Raw genomic sequence first — 19,211 nt, forward strand, 5'->3', positions numbered from 1 at the left:
AATTAGTTGTTCTGATTTGGTATCGGTAATTCCGGGATTTACCTGAATGCAGGTACATAGCGAACTGAAATCCAGAATCCGGCAGTGAAAAGATTAACTTTCCCGTAGCCCACTCGTTTCAGCGGCATTCTTGCATAAGGTTCTGCGACGAGAGAGAGTTTATCTGAAACCCTATATTCATATCCGGCGGATGCATTGAGGTGGCTGAAAAGGTACCAGCCTGTTTTGCCCTGCCAATCCTTATACTTAATGTGCGGGTCGTAAGGGTTTTTATAGTTGTACTTATATTTCTCTCCACGCATGTAGTAAGACGACAGCCCTGATCCCGCGAAAATTCTTGATTTGCTGCCGGAAACAATATCGTATCTCAGGTTCAGGGGAATTTCCAATACTTTACAAACTCCCTCAATGCTTTCCGGCTTGGTGTAGTAGCCCCACCTTGGATCCAAAATGTAGTCTCCTCCATTAGCCCGGTAGTCTTTTCTGCTCCATACAGCGCCGCTTTGAACAAATAGCCGCGGCAAAATAGACAACTCAGCAAGCAGTGATACCGCAGTACCTGGTTTGGTGAGCTTTTCACCTCCAACTGTACTCAAATCAGGTGAATACCCAAATCTCACAGCCCATTTTGCCTGCGCCACTTCTTCCTTTTTCTTATCTGCCTCAACTTCTGTATCTGACTTAACCAGCTCAGTTGCAGGAACACCAATGTTCGGGTAAGCAATCTGATTTTGCCAGTTTACAGGTTTGTTTGGCAAACTCATGACATTATACTGAAATCCGTCAGCTTCATCCCCGAATCTGGTTTGTTCCGTCGCGTATTCACCTGCACGTTCCTTTGTCGTGCTCTCGCTAATTGCTGACCTGGCAGCACTGGACTTAACCCCGCTGGAACCAGTAGCCTGCCTTGCCCCAAGTTCGGAGGCACTGGTTCCGTTAGGATTATTTCTGCGCGCATTTTCGTCAGCATTCAAAATAAGAGCCCCGTCGCCTCCTTCCGTCTTTGAGCGGTTAGGCTCTAAGTACACTCCGCCTGCCTTAGATCGGCTCCGGGGCAATAATGGACTGCTTTTTACATCAGCAGCTTTCAATTCTGATCGAGAGAGTGGCTTACTAAAAGTCTTTTCAGTATTTCCTGTTGCTACCCTATTTTCATTTTTCTTCAATTCTGTCGCATTGCCCGTTTCAGGGGAATTCGGGATTGCTTTAACTGTCGCCGCATTTGCATTCTCTGCCTCGGTGTTGTTTGTTTTATCTGATTCTGTATCTGTCAACTTTCCATTATCTCCCACTGCCGGCGTTTCTTGCTCTTTACTAAAACCGGACTTCGCATTACCTGGAAGCACTTTTTCATTTGCTGCACGATCACTCTGCGTTGCATTCTCACGCCACAGGTATCCCACAATCCCTGCCGGGATCAGTAGCAGCAACAATCCTATCGGCCACCACTTTTTAAACCACGCTCCGCCAGTCCGGCCGTCCTGCTGGTCCAGCTTCCTCCTCAGACTATTCCAATCTTCGGGATCATACTGCGGATCAAACTCTTCTGAAGACTTTCTGAAGAGTTTGTCCAGTTCGTCATCTGGTAACTCTGTCATAATCGTCGATATTTATCCTGGATAACATTTCTCTTAGTTTTTCTCTTGCACGCGACAAATTAGACTTTGACGCTCCAACCGAAATGCCCAGCTGTTCTGCAATTTCTTCGTGTGTATAGCCGTCAATAACCGATAAGCTGAAAACAATCCGGTAGGAGGGTGTCAATTTCTGGATCAACCCCATCAGCTCTTCGTGAGAAAGGCGGCTGATTACTGTTTCATCTACGGACACATTTTCCGCAATTTCCACATTCTCAAACACATCCCTCCGAATCTCCTGACGATAATGGTCAAGTGCTGTATTGATGATGATCCTGCTCAACCACGTTTTGAATGAACGGTCTGTATCAAAGCTTTCCAGCTTGGTAAAAACCTTCAAAAACGAATCGTTGAGTATTTCTTTGGCCTCCTCCCGGCTGCGTGTATAGCGCAAACAAATGCTCATGGCATAGCCGTAGAACTGTTTGTACAACAGCTCCTGACTACGGCGGTTTCTCTGTAAACAGCCGGCGAGTAGTTCATGAAGAACGGCGGAGTTATACTCGGGCATGCTATTTGTTTTTTATCCCTAATACGGGCAAAGAGTTGGCAGGGTTGCTTTACAAGTAGGAGAATTTATTAAAAGTTTATAACTCCTTGTTCTTAAAACTATTATACTCAAATAAAGATCCGTTTTTTCTACTGAGCACTTTTAAAAAACCGGAAATTTTGCCATTTTCGTATAACAGCGTAAATTCTTATAACAGCGTAAAATATTCCCCAATATTTAATCGGCTCCACAGAGACAAGTGCGTTTATGTTTAACTATTCTCCTGATCTTAATACGGTCAAAAAACACCGGTTTACGGAACTGGATTCATTGCGGGGGCTTGCGGCGCTGAGTATTGTCATTTTCCACTTCTCGATCAATAACAACAAACAGCTGCTTGGCTGGGAGTTCAGCTATGGGGTAACCGCGGTTGATATTTTCTTCATGATCAGCGGCTTCGTTATTTTTCAATCCATTGAAAATACAAAAAAATGGCAGGATTTCGTGGTGAAACGCTTTGCCAGGTTGTATCCGGCCTTCTGGTACTGTATGCTGATCACCGCCTTTGTTGCGGTACTTATAGAGCCTGCGAACATCAATCCCACCCGTATTCTTGCAAATGCCACAATGGCAGCCGCCTATTTCGGAGTTGAGGATCTGGATGGATCTTACTGGACGCTGCTGGTAGAACTCATATTCTACCTGTGGATTCTTGCGGTTTTCATTTCACACAAACTCAAAAGTGTGGAAAAAATTGGTGCGCTTACAATTGTCGCAATCGTTGCATTTCACTTTTTCAGCGGCTATTATTTCAGCTTTTACGCATTTGCAATCAAAAAGATCCAGTTGCTGAACCACTTCCCGCTTTTCTTCTCGGGAATCTTGTTTTTCAGACTAAATGGCGGCAAAAACATCAAACAGAACATGCTGCTGCTCTTTTTCAGTCTTGCGGCAGCATTTTACCTGCACGACAAAGGCGGCACTTCGCAGTACCATATTTCGTTTTTCGGGCATTGCATTGCGATCACATTATTTCATATGATTTTCGCGCTGATCCTTACCGGGAACCTGAAATTCATCAATCTGCGCCCGCTGTTTTTCCTGGGAAAGATATCTTACTCTTTGTACCTCATTCACCAGTATGTAGGTTTGCAGGTCATTTCGAAGCTCACTACCAATTTCGGGTTGCATATTTATCCCGCGCTTGTACTGACCGTGGCCCTTTGCATTCTGGCGGCCTACCTGGTAACCCGGTTTATAGAAGTTCCCTGCTACGAACTGGTCAGAAACTGGTACGAGGAGATTCGCAAGCCTGTATACCGCCAGCAAGATCAGGATCTGGCGATCCACTGATCCACACCCGTTTTCATACGGTACCGCAACCATTGATTTATTAGTTACTTTTGCTGCCCCACATACAAACGTATATTCGGGGGAGCGCACCGCACCTCTCATGCACTATGTCCGATTCCGATGGCTACAAATGAGCAAACCAATACACCCACTTCTTTCTTTTCAGTACGGAAGATCAGCTGGGCGGGTCTTAAAACCACAGTAAGTCTGTTTAAATATCTCCGGCCTTACCGCGGGATGTTTTTTATAGGACTGATTTTCCTCGCATTATCAACAGGCACTTCCCTTGCATTCCCGAAACTTGTGGGCAGTATCATCGAAGTGATTGAAGGAAAATCTCCTTACACGATCAACCAGATCACAATTTTCCTGTTCGTTATACTGGTTTGCCAGGCTATATTCTCTTACTTCCGGATCTACCTGTTTACCAAAGTAAGCGAAATGGCGATGACGAACATTCGCCTGGACGTTTTCAGCAAGATCATCACCCTGCCGCTTACGTTCCTGGAATCCAGGCGCGTGGGCGAGCTGACAAGTCGCATTACTGCCGACGTATCCCAATTACAGGGCTTACTCTCATTTACTCTGGCAGAGATTTTCCGGCAAATCGCGACACTTGTGGTCGGTATGGCGATCCTTTTTTATACCTCCTGGAAATTGACCCTTTTCATGCTCGCCACCTTTCCGGTGCTGGTAGTTGCGTCGGTTTTCTTTGGCCGGCGAATGCGGCAGCTTTCCAGGAAGGCGCAGGATGAACTTGCCGCGGCTAATGTGGTGGTTGAAGAAACGTTGCAGTCCATTCACGTTGTCAAAGCATTTACCAACGAGCCGCTGGAAGTTTCGCGCTACGGGACTATCCTGCAAAGGGTAGTAAAGCTTTCCCTCTACGCGGCCAGCTTTCGCGGCGGGTTTGTATCCTTTATCATTTTCGCATTGTTCGGCGGCATTGTGGCCGTGATCTGGTACGGGGCCGGACTGGTGCAGGCAGGAGAGTTCGGGCTTTCTGATCTGTTTACTTTTATCCTTTATACCACGTTCATCGGTGCTTCCATCGGCGGAATGGGAGATTTGTATGCGCAGGTTAATAAAACCATCGGTGCGTCGGAACGGGTTTTTGAAATCCTGGAAGAAGAGCCTGAAATTACAATTGACGGAGCAAGGAATGCGGGCACAAGTGTGGTTCGCGGTGATATTTTGTACGATAATATACATTTCTCCTATCCTTCCCGCCCCGATCTGCCCGTACTAAGAGGGATATCGCTCCGCATTCATGCCGGTGAGAAAATTGCCCTGGTAGGATACAGCGGCGCGGGCAAGTCTACGATTGTTCAGTTGCTGATGCGTTTTTATAATTATCAATCGGGACAAATTATGATTGATGGAAAACCGCTCTCCGACTTCGGGATTTCTGAATTGCGTAAAAACATAGCAATTGTGCCGCAGGAGGTAATGCTTTTTGGCGGCACCATTTACGAAAACATTTCTTACGGAAAGCCCGATGCAACCAGGGAAGAGATTTACGACGCGGCGAAACGCGCTTACGCTTTGGACTTCATCGAATCGTTTCCAGAAAAATTTGAAACTGTTGTAGGCGAAAGAGGTATCAAGCTTTCCGGCGGTCAGCGGCAACGCATTGCAATCGCGCGCGCTATTCTCAAAAATCCGAAAATATTGATCCTCGATGAAGCAACCAGCTCATTGGATGCCGAGTCTGAAAAGCTGGTACAAGTTGCATTGGACGAGTTAATGAAAGATCGCACCACGATTGTGATTGCGCACCGGCTGGCCACTATCCGTAAAGTGGATATGATCTATGTAATCCGGGAGGGAATGATCGCCGAATCGGGCTCTCACAATGAATTATCACTGCTGGATAACGGATTGTACGCCAATCTGATCAAATTGCAGTTTGAAACTGCCCAAAGCAATTGATGGAAAACGTAACCGCACAAACTGCTCCTAAAACCTTTTTTGAAGCCAAACTCAGCGAAGCCCGTGTAGCCGAAGCGGCAGCACAAGCGAAGTCTAACCAACTTTCTGTGGCCCGCCTGGCTGTATTTGTTCTGATACTTCTTTCTGCCTGGATATGGAACCACTCGGGCCAGGCAGCTTGGGCAATTGCGATCGCGGGACTGCTTATTGCCTTTTTGTTTCTCATGCGAAAACACCAGCAGGTGAAGCAGACCCGCGATTTTCATAAAAACTTGCAAACGGTGAATGAAGACGAGCTGGAAAGACTTTCACTGCGCTTCAAACGCACCGATAATGGAATGCAGTACACCGAAAAAGAACACGCTTTTTTATCGGACCTCGATATTTTCGGCGATTATTCACTCTATAAACTGCTGAACCGCACACGCACCTCAGAGGGAAGTAAAAGACTTTCAAACTGGCTCAAAAATCACGCAGCTCCTGGCGATATACAGGCCCGCCAACAAGCCTCGGCTGACTTCAAACAACATCCGGAGCTAATGCAAACCTGGGAAGCAACTGCGTTGCTTCACGAACATGCAGCGGCGCAGGTAGGTGCATTCCGCGCCTGGTCTACCGAGACGCTCGCCCCCAAACTTGTGACCCTTCTGAAAATGCGATGGTTCCCGCTGCTAACCCTGGCGGTAATCATTCTGGCTGTTTCGCAAATCGTTCCATTTTGGGCAGTACTGGTCTGCTTTGGGATTCATTTCTATATTTTGAGACAGTTTCAGGCTGTTATCCAGGTCACTACAAACAAGACAACAACGCTGGGCAAAACACTGGTCGCTTACGCAGACTTGTTGAAAATAGCAGAGAATGCGCATTATCAATCAGATTGGTGGATCAAAAGAAAGGCGCTGATTGAAGGCTCTTCCCTATCCCTGAGCCGTGCAGGCGCACTATTCGAGCGGCTCGACTATCGGAACAATCCATTTTTCGGAATTTTTGTAGGTATACCTACCCTGTGGGACGTGCATTGCCTCGCTGGGCTGGAAAATTGGAAGCAGTCCAATCAATCGAAAATGTGGCACTGGCTCGATGTGCTTGCAGATACGGAGGCAATGAACTCGCTGGCCGGGCACGCATTTGCGAATCCTACGTACATAGTACCCCAGGTAGCTGAACACGCGGCCGTTTTTGTTCAGACAAAATCAATGGGCCACCCACTTATCCCGGCGGAAAAGCGCGTAAGCAACGACTTTGAATTAACCGGCACCGGCGCAACAATGCTGGTGACAGGCTCCAATATGTCGGGAAAAAGTACATTCCTCCGCACAATCGGGCTTAATCTGGTGCTGGCGCAGATTGGCGCTGTGATAAGTGCAACTGCATTCTCCTGCTCGCCGTTGCGCGTTTTCAGCAGTATGCGCACCCAGGATTCGCTCGAAGAAAGCACATCATCCTTTTACGCAGAATTAAAAAGGCTCAGATTACTGCTCGAACTATCCAGTGAAAATGCAGCGCCTGTTTTTTACCTCCTTGATGAAATCCTGAAAGGTACCAACTCCGCAGACCGCCACCGTGGCGCTGAGGCACTGATCCGGCAACTACACGGAAAAAATGCCTCCGGGTTGGTTTCCACGCATGATCTGGAACTTGGTCAATGGGGAGAAACAGAGGAGTACGTGCATAATTATCATTTCCGCTCCGATGTAGAGGAGGGCAAACTGCATTTTGATTACCGGCTTTACAAGGGAATTTGCCGCAGTTTTAATGCCTCCGAATTAATGCGGATGATGGGCATAGAAATAGCGCTTCCGGATAAAAATACCGCTGCATCAGAGTGAAGGCCATTTTTAGCCTAATCAAAGCTTTTACGTAACTTTACTGATTACATTTACGTTTCTAATGCGGAGAGTGCATATCCGCCCGGATAAGCTTTATAAAATAAATTACCAATAACGATTACGAAAACACCTGAATGGAAGTATTAATAATGGCCGGACAGCTCATCCTGGGCTTGTCCATCTTGGTAGGACTACACGAGTGGGGACATATGGCCGCGGCCAAAATGTTTGGAATGCGGGTTGAAAAGTACTTTATCGGTTTTCCTCCTAAAATTTTCAGTATCCAGCGGGGCGAAACAGAATATGGGATTGGCGCTATTCCGTTGGGAGGTTTTGTGAAAATATCGGGTATGATCGACGAATCGATGGATACCGCTACGATGAACCAGGAGCCACAACCCTGGGAATTCCGCTCAAAGCCAGCCTGGCAGCGCCTGATCGTTATGCTGGGAGGTATTATCGTGAATGTAATTGTCGGAATTTTCATTTTCATCCTGATCGCATACCGCGAGGGAGATCAGTTCCTTTCGAGCTCGGAGGTTAACAAATATGGTATTGTTGCAGGTGATCTTGCACAGGAAATCGGGTTGAAGACCGGCGATAAGATTGTAAAGGTGAATGGAAAACCATTTACCAATTTCAGTGAGATCGTGAGCTCGGAAGTTTTTTTGGGCAGCAACAGCTCCTATACAGTTAACCGCGACGGAAAAGAAGTGGTCGTTGAGATACCAAACAATTTCATCGAGAAACTCTCAGATCCAAAAGAGAAAGGAAATTTCATTCGTGCACAGGAACCGTTTACAATCGGAGAACTGATCCCAGGTTCGCCTGCTGAGAAAGCGGGTTTGGAGACAGGCGATAAGGTACTCTCGCTGAATGGACAGCCGATCCAGTTTTTCCATCAAATGCAAGACGAGCTGAACAAGGTGAAAGGCAAGCAGGTTACCATTGTTGTTCAGAGAGCCGGTGCACAGAAAAGCATTCCAATGAATGTTTCGGAAGACGGGACAATCGGATTTTACAGAAACAGTCTCTTGAAATATACGACGGTTGAATACACACTTGGCGAAGCGATCTCCGTGGGTACCAAGGATGCATTCAATGTAGTTTTTGATAACATTAAGGGTTTTGGCAAGATCTTCCGTGGTGAAGTTTCAGCTTCCAAAGCATTGAGCGGACCGATCGGTATCGCGCGTATGTTCGGCGGGGTATGGGACTGGAGCCGCTTCTGGTATCTTACCGGCTTGCTTTCCATGGTACTTGCATTTATGAATGCACTTCCAATTCCCGCGCTGGACGGTGGTCACGCGGTTATACTATCTTACGAACTCATTTCCGGCCGTAAACCTTCTGATGCATTCCTCGAAAATGCACAGAAAGTAGGTATGGTTTTACTGCTCGGCCTGATGGCTTTTGCGATCTTCAATGATGTTTGGAAAGCTGTTTTTTAAAGGGATATCAGGAGGAAAGGGAGGATGGAGGAAAGGGAAAAGCCTTCGTTTTTTCCTTGTTCTTTTATCCATCCTCCTTTCCTCCATCCTCCTTCTTCCCTCTTTCTCACCGAAACACGAATACCACGTATCGGTGACGCACATGCAGTTTAATCCATCTCAAAAGTCTTTTGAGGTAAGCATCCGGATTTTTACTGATGATCTTGAAAAGGGGTTGTCCCGGAGCAACGGCAACCAGCGTTTTGTTGTTAAAGACAATGACAAAAACGATGAATTGGTTGAAAAGTACATCCGGAAAGGCTTTGTGCTCACTGACGCGAACAGAAATCCCGTGGCTATGCATTATGTGGGAAAAGAGCAGGAAGAGGATGCAACCTGGATCTATCTGGAAATTCCGTTTCAGGGAAAAACCGAGGGTTACCGTCTACAAAACAGCACGCTGTTGGAGGTGTTCGATGACCAGGTGAATATGACGAATTTGAAGCTTTTGTCAGACAAAAAGACCTTCCTTTTCAAAAAAGGCCAGACGATACACGCGCTCTGAAACCGGCCAAAATCAACCTGACAGGTAACGATTGGCATAGCTATTTTGTTTTATTATTCCCTTTCTTTTGAAAGGCCTTATTTATATATTGGGAAAAGATTATCTGTCATTTTGACAGAATGCCTATGAAATTTGAACCTTCTGACTTATATAGTCGGCTACTGATGTCTGATTCCGACATGGATAGCCTCGAAATTGTTCCACTTGGCGGACCCGACGGTTCCGATGAGCCTTTTGAACTCCCGAATGAACTTGCCATTTTACCAATCAGACAAACTGTACTCTTTCCGGGAATGGTTATTCCTGTCACTGTAGTGCGCCAAAAAGCGATTCGTCTGGTTAAAAAGATATATCGTAATTCTGATATCAATCAACGGATACTTGGTGCCGTGACACAGGCTATTCCTAACAAGGAGGATCCTACTGCGGAAGATCTTTACAACATTGGTACAGTTGCCCAAATTCTGAAAATGATCACATTGCCAGACGGAAATGTGACGATTATCGTACAGGGAAGGCAGCGTTTTGAGATCAAAAATATCATCCATGAAGAGCCTTATCTCACAGCCGAGGTGCGTGCGATAGAGGATTCATTCGTTGGCCCGACCAAAAAAGAGTCGAAGGCGCTGCTTCAGTCATTGCGGGACGGAGCACACAAGATCATGCGGCTAAACCCGGAGATACCTCAGGAAGCCCGCATCGCATTAGACAATATCGAAAGCCCCATTTTCCTGATCCATTTCCTTTCTTCCAACATCAATGTAGAAGTAGCTGATAAACAGAAGCTTCTCGAAGAAAGAAACGGACACAAGCAGGCAACACTTCTGCTTCAGTATATGATGCGGGAAATTGAAATGCTGGAACTCAAAAGGGAAATCCAGACGAAAGCGAGCTCGGATATTGACCAGCAGCAGCGGGATTATTTCCTCCGCCAGCAGATCAAAGTTTTGCACGACGAACTGGGAATGGATAGTCCTGAGCGGGATCTCGACGAAATCCGCCTGAAAGCCAGTCAGAAAAAATGGTCTGACCAGGTTCGCATTCACTTTGACAAAGAACTGAATAAACTCCAGCGCATTAACCCGATGGCACCCGAGTACCCGGTGACGATGAATTACCTGGAAACACTGGTGGACCTGCCTTGGGGACAATATACCAAAGACAATTTTGACCTGGTAAGAGCGCAGAAAGTACTCGACGCCGATCACTTCGGGTTGGAAAAAGTAAAGGAGAGGATCATCGAATACCTGGCGGTTTTGAAGCTGAAGGGTAATTTGAAAGCACCTATCCTTTGTCTTTACGGACCTCCGGGAGTGGGTAAAACCTCGTTGGGTAAGTCCATTGCCAAAGCATTGAACCGGGAGTACATCCGGATGGCGCTCGGCGGAGTTCACGATGAGGCTGAAATCCGTGGTCATAGAAAGACTTACATTGGTGCAATGCCGGGTAAGATCATTCAGAACATCAAAAAAGCGGGTTCTGCAAATCCGGTTTTTATCCTGGATGAAATAGATAAGGTAAGCTCCGACTACCGGGGTGATCCTTCTTCTGCATTGCTGGAAGTTCTTGATCCCGAGCAAAACTCTTCTTTTACCGACAACTACCTGGAAGTTGAATACGATCTTTCGAAGGTATTGTTTGTAGCAACTGCCAACTCGCTTGACACAATCCATCCCGCTTTACGAGACCGGATGGAGATCATCGAAATGACCGGCTATACGATTGAAGAGAAATTGCAGATCGCAAAACGCTACCTCGTACCGAAGCAGCGCAAAGATCACGGACTGAAATCCGGCGACCTGAAAATTGACGATACTGCATTATTGCGCATTGCCGAGGGATATACAAGAGAATCCGGTGTGCGGAACCTTGAACAAAAAGTGGGTACCGTCGTGCGGAAAATCGCCAAATCTGTGGCAATGGAGCAGGAATATCCAAAGACACTCCGGGCTGATCATGTTGAGAAGTTCCTCGGACCCGAAATATTCGACAAGGATCTTTACCAGGACAATGATTTTGCCGGCGTTGTTACAGGTCTCGCCTGGACTTCGGTGGGTGGTGAGATACTTTTTATTGAAACAAGCCTGAGCCGCGGAAAAGGCAATCTGACGCTTTCCGGCCAGTTGGGGGATGTAATGAAAGAATCGGCGGTAGCTGCATTGTCCTACCTGAAAGCGAATGCAGACAGGCTCGACATTGACTACCGGATCTTCAACCACTACGATCTTCACGTACACGTTCCTGCAGGCGCGGTACCGAAAGACGGACCTTCGGCCGGGGTTACCATGGTGACTTCAATGGCGTCCATTTTCACGCAGCGCCGGGTTAAGCCTTACATTGCGATGACGGGCGAAATAACACTGCGCGGAAAAGTGCTTCCAGTGGGAGGTGTGAAAGAAAAGATACTGGCAGCTCGCAGAGCGGGTGTAAAAGAGATCATTCTTTGTGTTAAAAACCGCAAGGATGTGGAAGAAGTACCGGCGAATTACATCAAGGATCTGTCATTCCATTATGTTGACACGATTGATGAAGTACTTGCGATTGCATTGCTTCCGGAGACGGTTAAGAATCCTATCAAGTTTGTTTTCCCGGAAGAGCGGAAAGAAAAAGAAGAAAGCGGTTTTGTTACGATCGATGCCTAGGCTCGGTTTTTTTGAAGTTATCTAGTTAAAGAGGCGCTGAAATGGCGTCTCTTTTTTATTAGGGGTTAATAATTATAATTGGCGTCACATTAATGTACTTACTTCTTTAAAAATGTCCTTACCGCAACTTTCATCCGAACTTCTGGATCAACGTCCTGACTTGCTGCCGAACCACCGGCAGCTGCTCGCTTTGCCCGAAAAAATCATTCAGTTTGGTACTGGCGTGCTTTTGCGCGGACTCCCTGACTATTTCGTGAACAAAGCAAATCAGGAAGGAATTTTCAATGGGAGGATTGTGGTAGTGAAATCCACCAATAATGGCGGAACGGACGCATTTAAACAACAACAAAACCTATACTCGCATAGCATTCGCGGTATTGAGAATGGCCGGCAAGTTGACGAGACTGTGATCAATACATCGATCAGCCGGACCCTGAGCGCCGGTGCCGAGTGGGCCGACATATTGAAGTGCGCTACTGACCCTGCGATAAGAATTGTCATTTCAAATACAACAGAAGTAGGCATTCAGCTCACCGATGACGATATTTTTGCCTCGCCGCCTGCTTCTTTCCCAGGCAAACTGACCGCCTATTTATATGAGCGTTTCAAAGCATTTGGCGGGTCGGAAGAATCGGGAATGGTGATTGTACCTACTGAACTAATAGTGGGAAATGGGGCAAAGCTGCGCTCCATTGTCATCGAACAAGCCTCCCGTCACCAGCTTGAAGATGCATTTATCAGCTGGCTAGAAAATTCAAATCACTTTTGCAGCTCACTGGTAGACCGCATTGTTCCCGGCAAACCTGACGCAGAAAGCATTGAAGAACTTTCAGAAAAGCTCGGTTTTCAGGATGATCTGATGATTATATCAGAAGTATACAGCCTTTGGGCAATTGAAGGCGACGCTTATATCCGCTCGGTGCTCAGCTTTGCAGAAGCGGATAGCGGCGTAGTTATTGAGCCCGTTATTGACCTGTATCGCGAATTGAAGCTTCGCCTGCTTAATGGTACACATACGCTGTCTTCGGGACTCTGCTTTTTGCGTGGACTGGAAACTGTGCGCGAGAATATGGAGACGCCGGAAACAGCTAGTTTCGTCACAAATCTGATGCTCAATGAGCTCGCTCCGGCGATACCTTACCCGGTAGATCCTGTTCGCGCGCGTGAGTTCGGAAGTCAGGTGCTGGATCGTTTCCGCAACCCATTTATCAGGCACCAGCTGATTGATATTACCGTACAATACACCGCAAAGATGAAAATGCGGAATATCCCAACCTTGCTGGAACACTACAAGCACTCCGACCAGCCGCCGCTGTTATTTGCGAAAGGTTTCGCCGCTTTTCTGAATTTCATGAAGCCGGTAGTTCATAAAGACGGGAATTACTACGGAGATCTGGACGGCCGCCCCTACTCGATCCGTTGCGACTCTGCGGCTTACTTTGATGAAAAATGGAGAAACGCTGCATCGCCGATCGACTTAGCGGAGCAGGTAATGAGTGATACAGACCTGTGGGATACTGACCTTACATTGCTCCCGGGCTTCGCCAATGCAGTAAAGGAAAATATGGTTGAAAAAGTGGAAGTGCTGACGATTATTCCGAAGAATTAACGCAGCAAACGGTTTTTCCATTAAACCACTTGTATGCTTATATTTGGTAAAACACTGCATTATGATTGTCCCATTGAACCTAAAATCAGAAACAGATAGCCTGGCGGATTTGCAAGGCAAAATGGACAAATGGATCAAAAATGGCGTAAGACTGACATGGTTGATCTGCACAGACAGTCAAATCACCTACACGTACGAACCAGGAAAACAGGTAGTATCCTGGAACTTTGAAGAAACACTCTCAGGCGGAGCTGTACTTCCTGAATTTTCAGTCCGCCTGAGTGATATTTTAGAATATCAAATCAAACTGCCTGGCTGTTCTGCCGAAACTCTTTAACAAGTGCGATACTTTCTGCTACTTTTTGCTCAATCCAGGGATAGTTCCCTTCTGCGATAATGTCTTTTGGAAAGAGGTTAGAACCCAATCCTACTGCATAAACGCCCGCACCAAACCACTCACTGATACTTTCGCGCGTAGGCTGTACTCCGCCTGTTACCATGATCTTCACCTTAGGCATCGGTCCGCGAATCGCTCTGACAAAGGCCGATCCTACTACATCTCCCGGGAACAATTTTACGACTTCTGCACCCGCCTGCTGCGCATTGTATATCTCTGTAAGCGTAGCTACTCCGGGTATCCAGGGGATATTTGCCCGCAAGCAAGCATTTCCAACGGCCGGATTAAGGCAAGGCGTCACAATGAAATCTGTTCCCGCATCTATGAATTTCTGCGCCGTGTCAGCATCATAAATGGTGCCGATCCCGAGTGAAAGTCCGGGCAGGCTTTCCTTTGTATAGGCCAAAAGTTCGGTGAATACAGTGAATGCATTATCCCCGCGATTTGTAAATTCAATAGCTCTTGCACCGCCGCGATAGCTTGCGTTGACAATCTCTTTGGCGACTTCTATATCAGCATGGTAGAAAAGGGGCACAATGCCCACTTCGTTCAATAGTACCAATGTTGTTTCTTTATCCATAATGATGTGAGTAAACCTGTGTAACGGGTACTTTATCTATCTTTTAATTCTTCCCGAAGTTTCTCCCTGCCTGATCGCTTCCACTTCGTCAATGGTTGAAATCAATGCATCTCCTTCAATTGTGTGCTTCAATGCAGAAGCTGCAACACCGAACTCCAGTGCTTTTTGCTGGTCGTTGAAAGTAATTAATCCGTGGATCAAACCAGCGATAAAAGCATCGCCGCCACCTACCCTGTCAATGATCGGGTTTATCTCAATATCTTCGGTTTCCAGCAGCTGGCTCCCGTTCCACAAATAAGCTCTTAAAAGATTGTGGGACGCGCTGATTGAGGTTCTTTTTGTATCAACAATTGAACTAACCTGTGGATAAGCTGCTTGTAAGTTGACACAGGATTCCTGGAATTCGTTTCCATCAATGCCGAAAATCTCTTTGATATTCTCTTTATTGGCAATTACAAGATCAGTTCCGGCAGTAAGTTCAGGTAAAATTTCAGAAGGCTTTTTACCGTACTTCCACAAATTGGCCCGATAAAATATATCGCCGGAAACAGTAAGTCCGTACTTTCTTGCTACTTTAATCCCGTCCAGTAATGCATCCGCCGCACCTTGCGACAATGCAGGTGTGATACCCGCCCAGTGAAACCATTTGGCATCTTTCAAAATACTATCCCAATCTATCTCCTTCGGATCAATTTCAGCCAGCGAAGAATTAGCCCGGTCATACACGATCTGGCTCCCCCGCAACGCAGCTCCCATTTCCAGAAAATACACAGCCATTCTCGGTCCGCCATAAATGATATGAGATATGTCGACTCCATGAAATTGCAAATACTGTGCAGCAGCCCTGCCGATCGGGGAATCGGGAAAGCGCGTTACGTGTGCGGTATGATGCCCCCAGTAAGCAAGGGCAGTAGATACATTCGCCTCGCCGCCTGCATAAGTAACATTGAGTTGACGGGCCTGTTCAAAACGGGAAAAACCGGGAGTAGAAAGCCGCATCAGGACTTCACCGAAGGAAACTATTTGAGCCATATTTTAGATAATGCCTTTCGTACAACGCAGCACAAGAAAGGCTTTGGTAAGGTTAAGAATTGATCAAAAATAACATTTTAAACATCAAAATAGCCCACAACTAAGAGTCTGGGCTATCTAATTACATTTTTATGAGAATCTAGTTTTTTCAAAAATCAAAATACTTGCTGGCATTGTGATAAGAGATATCCTGCACCATTTTACCCAACCACGGAATATCGTTTGGCAACTCACCATTGTCCACATCGTTCCCGATCAGGTTACACAATATCCTTCTGAAATACTCGTGGCGCGGGTAGGACAGGAAGCTGCGCGAATCTGTCAGCATACCGACGAAGCGACTTAGCAGTCCCATATTCGATAATGCATTCATCTGCCGCTCCATTCCATCTTTTTGATCCAAAAACCACCAGCCCGAACCGAACTGCATTTTACCGGCAACAGTACCGTCGTTATAGTTCCCCGTCATGGTAGCCAGCACTTCGTTATCGGCAGGATTAAGGTTATAAAGTACCGTTTTGGCAAGCTGATCGGTTGAATCCAGCTTGTTCAGGAACTTCGATAACGCCTGTGCCTGGCTATAATCTCCAATCGAGTCCCAGCCTGTATCAGGACCAAGTTCACGGAGCATGCGTGCATTGTTATTCCGCAATGCACCTAAATGGAATTGTTGCGTCCACGATTTGGCATGGTCCATTTTGGCAAGATCAAACAGCAGCATTGACTTGAATGCAATGCGGTCTGCGTCACTGGCAAGCTGGCCAGATCTGGTCTGCGCGAATGCATTTTTAGCTGCTTCTTCATCAAAACTTGCGTAAATATGCTCTAATCCATGATCGGAAAGCCGGCCACCCATGGAAGCGAAAAAGTCGTGGCGGTTTTGAAGTGCCTCTAAAAGTTCGTTATAATCTGAAATCTGAGACTTCCCGGAACTTGCCGCAAGTTTGTCCAGGTAAGCATTGAACTCTTCCGGGCTATCGATCAGGAGCATTGCTTTGTCTGGCCGGAAGGTGGGCAATACTTTTATATTAAACCCGCTTTCTTCTATAAGCTTGTGATATTCCAGAGAATCTGTCGGATCGTCCGTGGTACAGATCACCTTCACATTCATTTTGTTCAGCAGGCTTTGAACTGAAAATTCAGGCTGCTTCAACTTTGCAGAGCACTCTTCATAAATCTCCCGCGCAGTATCCTTATTAAGCAAAATATCTACATCGAAATACCTGAGCAATTCAAGGTGAGTCCAATGGTAGAGCGGATTGCGCATGGTATAAGGTACCGTAGCTCCCCATTGCTCAAATTTCTCCCAGTCACTTGCATCTCCCGTACAGTATCGCTCATTGATGCCGTTGGCACGCATTGCCCGCCATTTATAATGGTCACCGTACAACCATATCTGCGTAAGATTTTCAAACTGCCGGTCCGCCGCAATCTGGTCGGGCGGCAGGTGGCAGTGATAATCTATAATCGGCATTTCTTTCGCGTATTCATGGTAAAGAACACGTGCCGTCTCTGAGCGAAGGAGAAAATCTTCACTGATAAAAGTCTTTTGAGCGGTAGCTATTGAAGTCATTTTAGCGAGCTTTTTCTTTGTTTATCCCTCTTTCAATTCCATATTCCAGTCCCCGCAATTCCGCGAGGCCACGTAATCGTCCGATTGCCGTATAACCAGGGTTTGTCCGTTTTCCGCTTGTCAGATCATCGAGCATACGGTGTCCGTGATCTGGTCGAAAAGGCATTCGCAGGTCTGTTCTCCCCTCTTCTTTTCTCCTTTTTTGCTCCAAAACAAGACCCTTCATGACGCTATACATATCTACATCTCCGTCCAGATGATCGGCCTCGTAGAAGCTTCCGTCGTGCTCTCTTTTGGTTGCACGTAAATGGATGAAATGGATTCTGCTACCAAGTCTCTCCACCATCCCGGCCAGGTCATTATCTGCTCTCACGCCATAAGATCCGGTGCAGAAGCAGATGCCATTAGCCTGGTTATCATAAGCCCCGAGCAGCATCATCGCGTCGTTTTCAGTACTTACCACACGCGGAAGACCCAAAATAGGATACGGCGGATCGTCGGGGTGAATAGCCAGCCTGATACCTGCTTCTGCAGCAACCGGCCCAATTGCCTGAATGAACTGGTACAAATGGGTACGCAATTCCAGGTCGCCGATCTCTTTATAGGTATCAAGTACTTTCCTGAACTCTTCAATTGTAAAACTCTCTTCGGAACCTGGCAAGCCTGCTATGATATTACGGACCAATCGCTGCACGTCTTCCTCCGCAGCTCCGTCTAGCCACTTTTTAGCTTTTGTTTTTTGTTCGTCAGTATACAATTCCTGCGCCTCCGGTCTGTTCAGGAGATAAAGGTCAAATGCGGCAAATTGCGCGGCATCAAACCGTAATCCCGTCGAACCGTCTTTCATAGGTGCGTCCAGGTCTGTTCTTGTCCAGTCGAGGATCGGCATGAAGTTGTAGCAGACCGTATCAATCCCACAGGCTCCGAGGTTGCGTAGGCTCTGCTGATAGTTAAGGATATACTTTGCAAAGTCGCCTGTGCGCGTCTTGATGGTTTCATGAACGGGCACGCTTTCGACCACAGACCAGGTAAGCCCGGCTTGCTCGATCATTTCTTTTCTTGCTAAGATCTCATCAACCTCCCAGATCTGACCGTTTGGGATGTGGTGCAATGCAGTTACGATTCCGGTGGCGCCCGCTTGTCTGATATCCTGCAGAGAAACAGGATCATTGGGTCCAAACCACCGCCAAGTTTGTTCTAGGGACATTTTTAAGGGGCTGTCGGCTTTCGGCTGTCGGCCGTCAGCTTTAGCAGTTTAGTTAAATGCTTTTCAGAATGATCTGTCAGCAAAAGTGATTGTTATTGGTATTTCAAAAAAAGCCGATTGCCGATTGCCGACAGCCGAAGTTCCTAAATTGCCGAAAGCCGACAGCCGAAGTCTTCAAGCTACCAACCTATGCTCAGGTACGCGCTCTCTCAATACCTTCAGTGCGCGGCTCATTTGAGTTTCGACCGTTTTTACTGAGATAGCGAGCTTTTCGGCTATATCCCGGTAACGCAAACCTTCTTCGCGGCTTAGCCGGAAAATAAGCTGGCACTGCCTGGGAAGTGCCTGAATGCAATCTTCAACGTGCTCGTAAAACTCATTGAAAGACAACTCCTCGCAAGGTGAAAAATGGTCCGCGTGGGTCATGTTCCATTGCACAGATTCGAGCGATTCGCGTTCATTTTGGCGGTGTATCCTCAGTTTGAGATAATCCAGTGCCTGATTGCGAACTGCCCGGTAAATGTAAGCCTGAAAAGAAGTATGCACCTCAATCTGCTCGCGATTTTTCCAAAGTTTCACAAACACATCCGAAACTACTTCCTCGGCGATCTCGCGGGTGATTACTACGCGCATTGCATAGTTGCAAAGCGATCTGTAATGGTGATTGAAAAGCTCCCGGAAAGCATGGTAGTCCCCGTTCGCCACTACTTTGCCGAACAGGTTTTCCAACAAACTTTTCTGATTCGTGGCAGAAGGTGTTGTACAGGTAAACGGTTTTGCTTCCATGTATTCAGACTGGATTGGTTTAGAAAATTTCCGCGATTGGTAATGGTGTGCAGTAGCTGATCTTCGTCAACATTGAACCGAGTTTAACCATTGATTCAGTGATACACAAAAATAAATCTTGAAAAAAAGCAATTATTTTACGCAACCGT

Annotated in this window: 15 protein-coding genes; 8 read left to right on the forward strand and 7 right to left on the reverse strand. The window is 46.7% G+C overall.

Going from position 1 to position 19,211, the window contains the following annotated elements:
• Window positions 1-38: 38 nt before the first annotated feature.
• Both Q369_RS0116410 and Q369_RS0116415 read right to left on the reverse strand, forming a co-directional pair.
• Window positions 39-1,598, reverse strand: coding sequence for a putative outer membrane beta-barrel protein (locus Q369_RS0116410; RefSeq protein ID WP_031528877.1), 1,560 nt, complete (start codon window positions 1,596-1,598; stop codon window positions 39-41).
• Entirely contained in the window at window positions 1,579-2,148 is a 570-nt protein-coding gene (locus tag Q369_RS0116415) for an RNA polymerase sigma factor (protein ID WP_031528878.1), read from the reverse strand. The genes Q369_RS0116410 and Q369_RS0116415 overlap by 20 nt, the downstream gene beginning before the upstream one ends.
• 246 nt (window positions 2,149-2,394) lie before the next feature.
• On the opposite strand from Q369_RS0116415, the gene Q369_RS0116420 reads away from it, so the two are divergent.
• The 8 genes from Q369_RS0116420 to Q369_RS0116455 all read left to right on the forward strand — a co-directional run bounded on the left by Q369_RS0116420 (window position 2,395) and on the right by Q369_RS0116455 (window position 13,824).
• Window positions 2,395-3,480: an acyltransferase family protein gene (locus Q369_RS0116420; protein WP_031528879.1), complete on the forward strand. Its 1,086-nt coding sequence runs from the start codon at window positions 2,395-2,397 to the stop codon at window positions 3,478-3,480.
• Between the two features lie 120 nt (window positions 3,481-3,600).
• Window positions 3,601-5,412 carry an ABC transporter ATP-binding protein gene (locus tag Q369_RS0116425; protein WP_031528880.1) on the forward strand — a complete coding sequence of 604 codons (1,812 nt, stop codon included), beginning with the start codon at window positions 3,601-3,603 and terminating at the stop codon, window positions 5,410-5,412.
• Window positions 5,412-7,241, forward strand: a complete 1,830-nt coding sequence (locus Q369_RS0116430) for a MutS-related protein (RefSeq protein WP_031528881.1) — start codon at window positions 5,412-5,414, stop codon at window positions 7,239-7,241. The genes Q369_RS0116425 and Q369_RS0116430 overlap by 1 nt, the downstream gene beginning before the upstream one ends.
• Before the next feature lie 134 nt (window positions 7,242-7,375).
• Window positions 7,376-8,692, forward strand: a complete 1,317-nt coding sequence (rseP, locus tag Q369_RS0116435) for an RIP metalloprotease RseP (protein WP_031528882.1) — start codon at window positions 7,376-7,378, stop codon at window positions 8,690-8,692.
• Window positions 8,667-9,236, forward strand: coding sequence for a DUF6702 family protein (locus tag Q369_RS27790; RefSeq protein ID WP_157488214.1), 570 nt, complete (start codon window positions 8,667-8,669; stop codon window positions 9,234-9,236). The genes rseP and Q369_RS27790 overlap by 26 nt, the downstream gene beginning before the upstream one ends.
• Window positions 9,237-9,400: 164 nt before the next feature.
• Window positions 9,401-11,878, forward strand: a complete 2,478-nt coding sequence (gene lon, locus Q369_RS0116445) for an endopeptidase La (protein ID WP_205624331.1) — start codon at window positions 9,401-9,403, stop codon at window positions 11,876-11,878.
• Window positions 11,879-11,990: 112 nt separating this feature from the next.
• Window positions 11,991-13,487: a tagaturonate reductase gene (locus Q369_RS0116450; RefSeq protein WP_035333586.1), complete on the forward strand. Its 1,497-nt coding sequence runs from the start codon at window positions 11,991-11,993 to the stop codon at window positions 13,485-13,487.
• 61 nt (window positions 13,488-13,548) lie between these two features.
• Complete coding sequence (locus Q369_RS0116455; protein WP_051664096.1) at window positions 13,549-13,824, forward strand: Uma2 family endonuclease; 276 nt, start codon at window positions 13,549-13,551, stop codon at window positions 13,822-13,824.
• Here Q369_RS0116455 and Q369_RS0116460 read toward each other — a convergent pair.
• The 5 genes from Q369_RS0116460 to Q369_RS0116480 all read right to left on the reverse strand — a co-directional run bounded on the left by Q369_RS0116460 (window position 13,790) and on the right by Q369_RS0116480 (window position 19,062).
• A complete protein-coding gene (locus Q369_RS0116460; RefSeq protein ID WP_031528887.1) occupies window positions 13,790-14,464 on the reverse strand; it encodes a bifunctional 4-hydroxy-2-oxoglutarate aldolase/2-dehydro-3-deoxy-phosphogluconate aldolase in 675 nt (224 codons plus the stop codon). The genes Q369_RS0116455 and Q369_RS0116460 overlap by 35 nt on opposite strands.
• Window positions 14,465-14,500: 36 nt before the next feature.
• Window positions 14,501-15,496, reverse strand: coding sequence for a sugar kinase (locus tag Q369_RS0116465; protein ID WP_031528888.1), 996 nt, complete (start codon window positions 15,494-15,496; stop codon window positions 14,501-14,503).
• Window positions 15,497-15,644: 148 nt separating this feature from the next.
• Entirely contained in the window at window positions 15,645-17,069 is a 1,425-nt protein-coding gene (gene uxaC / locus Q369_RS0116470; protein WP_031528889.1) for a glucuronate isomerase, read from the reverse strand.
• Window position 17,070: 1 nt separating this feature from the next.
• Window positions 17,071-18,276, reverse strand: a complete 1,206-nt coding sequence (gene uxuA / locus Q369_RS0116475) for a mannonate dehydratase (RefSeq protein ID WP_031528890.1) — start codon at window positions 18,274-18,276, stop codon at window positions 17,071-17,073.
• A gap of 174 nt (window positions 18,277-18,450) precedes the next feature.
• The gene (locus Q369_RS0116480) at window positions 18,451-19,062 is read right to left on the reverse strand and encodes an RNA polymerase sigma-70 factor (protein ID WP_031528891.1); all 612 of its coding nucleotides are present in this window, start codon (window positions 19,060-19,062) and stop codon (window positions 18,451-18,453) included.
• Window positions 19,063-19,211 lie beyond the last annotated feature (149 nt).

Source organism: Dyadobacter crusticola DSM 16708 (assembly GCF_000701505.1).
GTDB lineage: Bacteria > Bacteroidota > Bacteroidia > Cytophagales > Spirosomataceae > Dyadobacter > Dyadobacter crusticola.

Excerpts from the sequence above, each read along its gene's own strand:
- Q369_RS0116430 (WP_031528881.1), top strand. The coding sequence starts at position 5,412 with ATGGAAAACGTAACCGCACAAACTGCTCCTAAAACCTTTTTTGAAGCC.
- Q369_RS0116460 (WP_031528887.1), bottom strand. The coding sequence starts at position 14,464 with ATGGATAAAGAAACAACATTGGTACTATTGAACGAAGTGGGCATTGTG.
- Q369_RS0116410 (WP_031528877.1), bottom strand. The coding sequence starts at position 1,598 with ATGACAGAGTTACCAGATGACGAACTGGACAAACTCTTCAGAAAGTCT.
- rseP (WP_031528882.1), top strand. The coding sequence starts at position 7,376 with ATGGAAGTATTAATAATGGCCGGACAGCTCATCCTGGGCTTGTCCATC.
- Q369_RS0116415 (WP_031528878.1), bottom strand. The coding sequence starts at position 2,148 with ATGCCCGAGTATAACTCCGCCGTTCTTCATGAACTACTCGCCGGCTGT.
- Q369_RS0116465 (WP_031528888.1), bottom strand. The coding sequence starts at position 15,496 with ATGGCTCAAATAGTTTCCTTCGGTGAAGTCCTGATGCGGCTTTCTACT.
- Q369_RS0116455 (WP_051664096.1), top strand. The coding sequence starts at position 13,549 with ATGATTGTCCCATTGAACCTAAAATCAGAAACAGATAGCCTGGCGGAT.
- Q369_RS0116450 (WP_035333586.1), top strand. The coding sequence starts at position 11,991 with ATGTCCTTACCGCAACTTTCATCCGAACTTCTGGATCAACGTCCTGAC.
- lon (WP_205624331.1), top strand. The coding sequence starts at position 9,401 with ATGTCTGATTCCGACATGGATAGCCTCGAAATTGTTCCACTTGGCGGA.
- Q369_RS0116480 (WP_031528891.1), bottom strand. The coding sequence starts at position 19,062 with ATGGAAGCAAAACCGTTTACCTGTACAACACCTTCTGCCACGAATCAG.
- Q369_RS0116425 (WP_031528880.1), top strand. The coding sequence starts at position 3,601 with ATGGCTACAAATGAGCAAACCAATACACCCACTTCTTTCTTTTCAGTA.
- Q369_RS27790 (WP_157488214.1), top strand. The coding sequence starts at position 8,667 with ATGATGTTTGGAAAGCTGTTTTTTAAAGGGATATCAGGAGGAAAGGGA.
- uxaC (WP_031528889.1), bottom strand. The coding sequence starts at position 17,069 with ATGACTTCAATAGCTACCGCTCAAAAGACTTTTATCAGTGAAGATTTT.
- uxuA (WP_031528890.1), bottom strand. The coding sequence starts at position 18,276 with ATGTCCCTAGAACAAACTTGGCGGTGGTTTGGACCCAATGATCCTGTT.
- Q369_RS0116420 (WP_031528879.1), top strand. The coding sequence starts at position 2,395 with ATGTTTAACTATTCTCCTGATCTTAATACGGTCAAAAAACACCGGTTT.